Origin of the sequence: Clostridium sp. DSM 8431 (genome assembly GCF_900116755.1) — a bacterium.
Lineage (GTDB): Bacteria > Bacillota > Clostridia > Clostridiales > Clostridiaceae > Clostridium.
The window spans coordinates 1-5,308 of the sequence record NZ_FPBY01000211.1 but is presented as its reverse complement, the minus strand read 5'-3'; the positions used below and the strand labels follow the sequence as shown (position 1 = coordinate 5,308).

Here is a 5,308-nt window from a genome sequence, read left to right as displayed (position 1 = left end):
ATATCGAGGTATAAAAAAGGTTAGGATGGAGCTTAACCTCTTATTTGCGTGTATGAATTTAAAGAAATTGGCAATATGGCTGGACCGAAAAGGGTTATTACCTACCGGTTCGGACAATTTATTGTCCAATCTCACAAAAAGTTTTATAGACCTTTTTATATTAAGTAACAAAAGGGCTAAATGCGAATGCATTTAACCCTTTTGTCTACAAGCTGAAATATTGAATTCTTTCAATATTTTCTTTAGCTTCTTCTAAATTTTCTTCATAATATTTATGTTTAGCATTGTTATAAAGTTCATTTTCCTCTTTTAAAGTATTTAATTCTATACTTTCAGGATAATTTAGTAAAGCTTCATTAACTTTTCTTTCAGCAGAATTTAAGTCTTTTTGACTTTCAATATAGGTTTTTGTCATAGCTATACTAGCTTCTTCCTTTTCTGTACAGCCAGTCAAACTTAATCCAAGGCAGGTTAATCCTATAATAACAAACTTTTTTCCTAACGTTACTTCTCATACACACCCTCATTTTATCAAATTACTTTTTTATAAGAGGCATTAAATATTTAAAATCACCCTATAAAAACCCTTTTTATCTTTCGTTGAATACCTTATGTAGTCTCCTCTTATAAATACCCATTATATATATCGTACTGCTTCTAAATATACTCAAGTAATTTTTTTAATAAAAATATAGATATATAATAATTACTTGTAATAATAAAATTACAGGTGTACCCAAAGTAAATAACTTATGCTTAGTTTTATGTCTGAAAAAATATATTCCAAAAAGCATACCTATAGATCCTCCTAAAACTGCAAGTGTCATAAGATTTTTTTCAGGTATACGCCACTTTTTCTTTTTAGCTTTATATTTATCTATTCCCATAGAAGCAAAAGTTATTATATTAATTAAAACTATATAGTAGATGAATAACTTCATATTGTTCACCCTCTTTCTTTATAAATCATACAATAAAAAAGTAAAGATGTCATTTTTAACAAATAGCATCTTTACTATATTTTTTATCTATATTATTTTTTCAATGTATTTATAAAAACTTTTTAAAGAATCACTAAAAAGGAAATTGTCATTAATAGTAGCTTCTATAATATTAGTATTAATACTAATCTCACCTTTAAGCTTATACAAATTCCATACATTTAATATGAAACAGATACTTAATATTGCAATAAATATTGATGCTACAACTTTCTTTTTTAAGAAAAAAAGTTTAATTTCTCTTCTTTCTTCATTAGCCATAATATCCTCTCCTTAAAAATTAAAATGAATAAAATCACCAGTATGTCCAGTCACTATAAAAATCACAGAAATCGCAAATAATACTATAATAACCACTGGATAAATAATATTAACTACATTTGCATATTTTCTTCCTTCTATTAATTTAAAATTAACTTTTTTAGCAATTGGCATAGAAAATATTATTGCTATAATAAGTACTATAAAGTTTTTGCTTAATAATAATGCTGCATATTTACTGAAGAAGCCATAAGCATTAAAGAAAAACATGCTTGATATATAATTACCTGCTTCTATTAAATTACTTGATCTAAAAATAACCCATCCAAGATTCACAAAGAATAATGTTATATATAATCTTAAATATAGGTTTAATATTAATTTCCTCAAAGTCTATTACTCTTTCTACAACTACACATAAGAAATATAATAATGACCATATAATAAATGTCCAATTTGCACCATGCCATATTCCCGAAAGAATCCATACTACAAAAATATTTCTTATTATCTTATCTTCATTTTTAATTCTTGAACCTCCAAGAGGAAAATAAACGTATCTTTTAAACCACTCTGTAAGTGAAATATTCCATTTTCTCGAAAACTCACTTATAGATTTACTCGTATATGGATAATTAAAGTTTTCAATAAACTTAAATCCAAACATTTGTCCAAGGCCTATAGCCATATCAGAATAACCTGAAAAATCATAATATATTTGTATAGAAAAAGCTATAGTTCCAAGCCATGCTAAAGTTACTGGTAGTCCTCCATTATAACTATTAATAGAGAAAGCATTATCTGCAATTACTGCCAAAGAGTCAGCTATAATAACTTTCTTTGAAAGGCCAACAATAAATCTACATACTCCATTTGAAAATAATCTAAAATTTTCTTTTCTATTTAAAATCTGATTTTCCATATCATTGTAATTCATAATAGGTCCTGCTATAACCTGAGGAAAAAATGATATATATAACCCTAAGTTTATAATGCTTTTCTTTGCTTCTACTTCTCCTTTATAAACATCCACAATATATCCCACTGCTTTAAGAGTGAAAAATGAAATTCCAATTGGAAGTATTATATTTAAATGTTCTATATTAATTCCTGTAAGTTCATTTATAATATTGAAAGAGAAATTTACATATTTAAAGGAAAATAATATTCCTAGATTAATAATTAAAGCACATATTAAAATAATCTTATTATTTTCTTTAAACTTGTCTATCAATATTCCAAAGATATAATTTATACATATGGAAACAACTAAAACTATTATATATTCTAAATTTCCAAAGGCATAAAAAATCAAACTTGAAACAAAAAGTATAATATTTTGTAGCTTACGTGAAAAAGATGAAACATAATAAAGTCCTAAAACCATGGGTAAAAAATAAAATATAAAAATTAAACTTGAAAAAAGCATCTCTGTTAATCCTCCAGCTTTTCTTATCTTTTGTAATGTTTTATTGAATATTATAAATAGGCATTTTCATCAAATTCATCTTTAGGAGGCATCTTCTTTTCTAAATCTTCTTTTTCTTTTTCAGCTATTGAATAGTCTTTGTACTCTCCCATAAATATCTTTAACTTGTCCATCATTTTTTTATTCTGAAGAAATTCCTTATAATTATTGATAAAATATAATCCTTGACTATTTATAACTTTCTTTAAAGAACAATTAAAAACTATACCATCCCCTAAATCTATAACAAGTGAATCTTTAATACTTCCACTAACAAGTATATATTCATAATTAAAATTCTTTATAATAACTTCTTCACCTGACATTGTTTTAACTTTTTTATGTAACTCAATTCTAGGTAGCTTTCTATTTAAATAAATTACTTTAGAATTTCTCTTTACGAGATTTATTCTTATATCTTCAAATACACTATTATTATTTTCTATAACCTTTGGTAATGTAAGTTCTCTATCATAGATTATTTGAAGATAACTTTTCATATTTTCTTCATCAATTTCCTTAATGTGAAAAGCATATTTCCACTTATCTCCTATAGATTAAACTTGTACAATAGCTGCTTTAAATTCAGTACTATATCTTTCAGTTTTTATGCTTATCTTCATATTCTTTTTATAATCAATATATTCTGGTTCATCTAAAATTATAGATACTCCATTTTCAGAAACATCATTTGTCCTGCACTTAATTTGCATTTTACCATCTGAAACTATACAATCATCTTCAACATAAAATCTTTCAGAGCTTCTAAAAGCTTGACGTCCAAGCATAAAAAAAATAGACATTAATATAGTATATAAATTAAATGTAAGCCAGAATAAAACTACTGAAACTCCAATTGTTCCAGTTTCAAATATAAAAGATATACATCTTCCTATACCTATAAAAGATAATACAGCTAAGATAATATGTGGCATTGAAGCTCTTATTCTATAAGATCTATCATCATCTGCACCATCTTTCTTAGTTACAGAGAACACCTTCTTTGAAATACATAAAGTTTCCAATATAACTGAAGGTATTAAACTTGGAAATAATATTGTTTCATAGACATTTGTCCACTTTATACTTCTAATATTATTTGATAATTTCTTTAAAGCCATCCTATTTAATATGTACATTGGAAGCCAAAAGATAAGAGTCTGCAAAAGGTTACACTTAACAATAGTAAGATCAAAAACTGAAAACAGTATTGGAGACATTATGTAAATAAATCTTTTTATACATGAATACCAATAAGTTATAGCTGCTATATAGCTAAACCTTTGACTTAATGTAAGGCCTTTTTTAAAAAGAATATTAAGCTTTCTTCCTGCCTGAATACATCCTCTTGCCCATCTATCTCTTTGCTTTATTAATGTTTTTAAATCTGAAGGAGATAAACCTGAAGCATGGACTTCATTAATAGCATAACATCTATATCCAAGACTTTGGATATTCATTCCTGTTGCAAAATCCTCAGTAATAGATTCAGTATAAAATCCACCAGCCTCTTCTAAGGCTTTTCTTGATATTATTGTATTACTTCCCCCATAAATTACTGAGTTAGTTTTATTTCTTGACACTTGAATATCTCTATAAAAGTAATCTTGTTCATTAGGAATTCTTCCTTCTGAAAATAAATTAAATTGAAAAAGGTCTGGATTATAAAAACTTTGAGGTGTTTGAATAAAACCTACTTTTTCATTTAAATAAAAATATAGTACTGTAGCTGTTAGAAAATCGTGCATTGGAATCATATCTGCATCGAATGTTACAATAAGCGGAGATTTTGTATGCTTTAATGCATTATTAAAGTTTCCTGCTTTAGCACCTTTTCTTTCTGTTCTTGTTATGTAATTTACATTAAACTTCTTTGCTAATTCTTTCATTTCTGGTCTATCAGAATCATCACATATATAAATATGAACTTTACTCTTGTCTGGATAATCCATATTTACGCAACCATTAACAGTTTTATATAGAAGCTCATAAGGCTCATTATATGTTGCAATAAACACATCTACATCCACAAACATATCATCAGATATATTTGGCCTTTCTGGATATTCTATAGATGACTTGCTCCTAAAATGTATTATGGCTTCAATCATACCAAGTACTTCAACTGCTAATAGCATTACTCCCCATGTAAATGCAAATTTGCCCTCTCCAAATGGAAGGGTAAAAAATATCCTCCACAAAAGATAGATAATAGTAGATAGTACCGTCATTATAATTAACAACTTATTCTTTAGTTTTTTTGCGTTCATAGTACTCCTTTGTTGTAATTACAATAATTTTATACATATATTTCTATCTATTATATGTAAGCGTAAAGGATTTGGTATCTAGATATTAGAAGTGTCCTCTTGGTAAAATTTATAAAAATATAAATTTTATTCGGAGGGTACTTATGTATATAAAATTAGATAATGATACTTGGGAAAAATATATAGAAGAATATTTTTCTCTTGATAAGAAAATATCTATAAAACAATTCTGCAAGGAGCGTAATATTAATCCTAGCCAATTCTTTTATCACAGAAAAAGAGTTAAAGCTAAAAATGCTCCAGTAGTT

Annotated in this window: 7 protein-coding genes; all 7 read right to left on the bottom strand. The window is 26.4% G+C overall.

The window, feature by feature from the left end:
• Nucleotides 1-205: 205 nt before the first annotated feature.
• The 7 genes from BM384_RS15380 to BM384_RS15360 all read right to left on the bottom strand — a co-directional run bounded on the left by BM384_RS15380 (nt 206) and on the right by BM384_RS15360 (nt 5,000).
• Nucleotides 206-454, bottom strand: a complete 249-nt coding sequence (locus BM384_RS15380; RefSeq protein ID WP_090014903.1) for a hypothetical protein — start codon at nt 452-454, stop codon at nt 206-208.
• Nucleotides 455-680: 226 nt separating this feature from the next.
• On the bottom strand, nt 681-941 hold the full coding sequence (locus BM384_RS15375) for a DUF1294 domain-containing protein (protein ID WP_090014901.1): 261 nt from the start codon (nt 939-941) through the stop codon (nt 681-683).
• An 87-nt stretch (nt 942-1,028) separates the two neighbouring features.
• The gene (locus BM384_RS15370) at nt 1,029-1,262 is read right to left on the bottom strand and encodes a hypothetical protein (protein WP_090014899.1); all 234 of its coding nucleotides are present in this window, start codon (nt 1,260-1,262) and stop codon (nt 1,029-1,031) included.
• Nucleotides 1,263-1,274: 12 nt separating this feature from the next.
• The gene (locus BM384_RS18370) at nt 1,275-1,598 is read right to left on the bottom strand and encodes an MBOAT family O-acyltransferase (protein ID WP_242946064.1); all 324 of its coding nucleotides are present in this window, start codon (nt 1,596-1,598) and stop codon (nt 1,275-1,277) included.
• Nucleotides 1,573-2,691, bottom strand: a complete 1,119-nt coding sequence (locus tag BM384_RS15365; protein WP_242946062.1) for an MBOAT family O-acyltransferase — start codon at nt 2,689-2,691, stop codon at nt 1,573-1,575. The genes BM384_RS18370 and BM384_RS15365 overlap by 26 nt, the downstream gene beginning before the upstream one ends.
• Before the next feature lie 50 nt (nt 2,692-2,741).
• Nucleotides 2,742-3,230 (bottom strand): hypothetical protein, encoded by a 489-nt coding sequence (locus BM384_RS18365; RefSeq protein ID WP_242946060.1) that lies wholly within the window; start codon nt 3,228-3,230, stop codon nt 2,742-2,744.
• Nucleotides 3,231-3,287: 57 nt separating this feature from the next.
• Nucleotides 3,288-5,000 carry a glycosyltransferase gene (locus BM384_RS15360; protein WP_242946059.1) on the bottom strand — a complete coding sequence of 571 codons (1,713 nt, stop codon included), beginning with the start codon at nt 4,998-5,000 and terminating at the stop codon, nt 3,288-3,290.
• Nucleotides 5,001-5,308 lie beyond the last annotated feature (308 nt).

Bases quoted from the DNA above. Each gene is read 5' to 3' on its own strand.
- BM384_RS15375 (WP_090014901.1), bottom strand. From the start codon at position 941: ATGAAGTTATTCATCTACTATATAGTTTTAATTAATATAATAACTTTT.
- BM384_RS15370 (WP_090014899.1), bottom strand. From the start codon at position 1,262: ATGGCTAATGAAGAAAGAAGAGAAATTAAACTTTTTTTCTTAAAAAAG.
- BM384_RS15365 (WP_242946062.1), bottom strand. From the start codon at position 2,691: ATGCTTTTTTCAAGTTTAATTTTTATATTTTATTTTTTACCCATGGTT.
- BM384_RS18365 (WP_242946060.1), bottom strand. From the start codon at position 3,230: ATGAAAAGTTATCTTCAAATAATCTATGATAGAGAACTTACATTACCA.
- BM384_RS15360 (WP_242946059.1), bottom strand. From the start codon at position 5,000: ATGAACGCAAAAAAACTAAAGAATAAGTTGTTAATTATAATGACGGTA.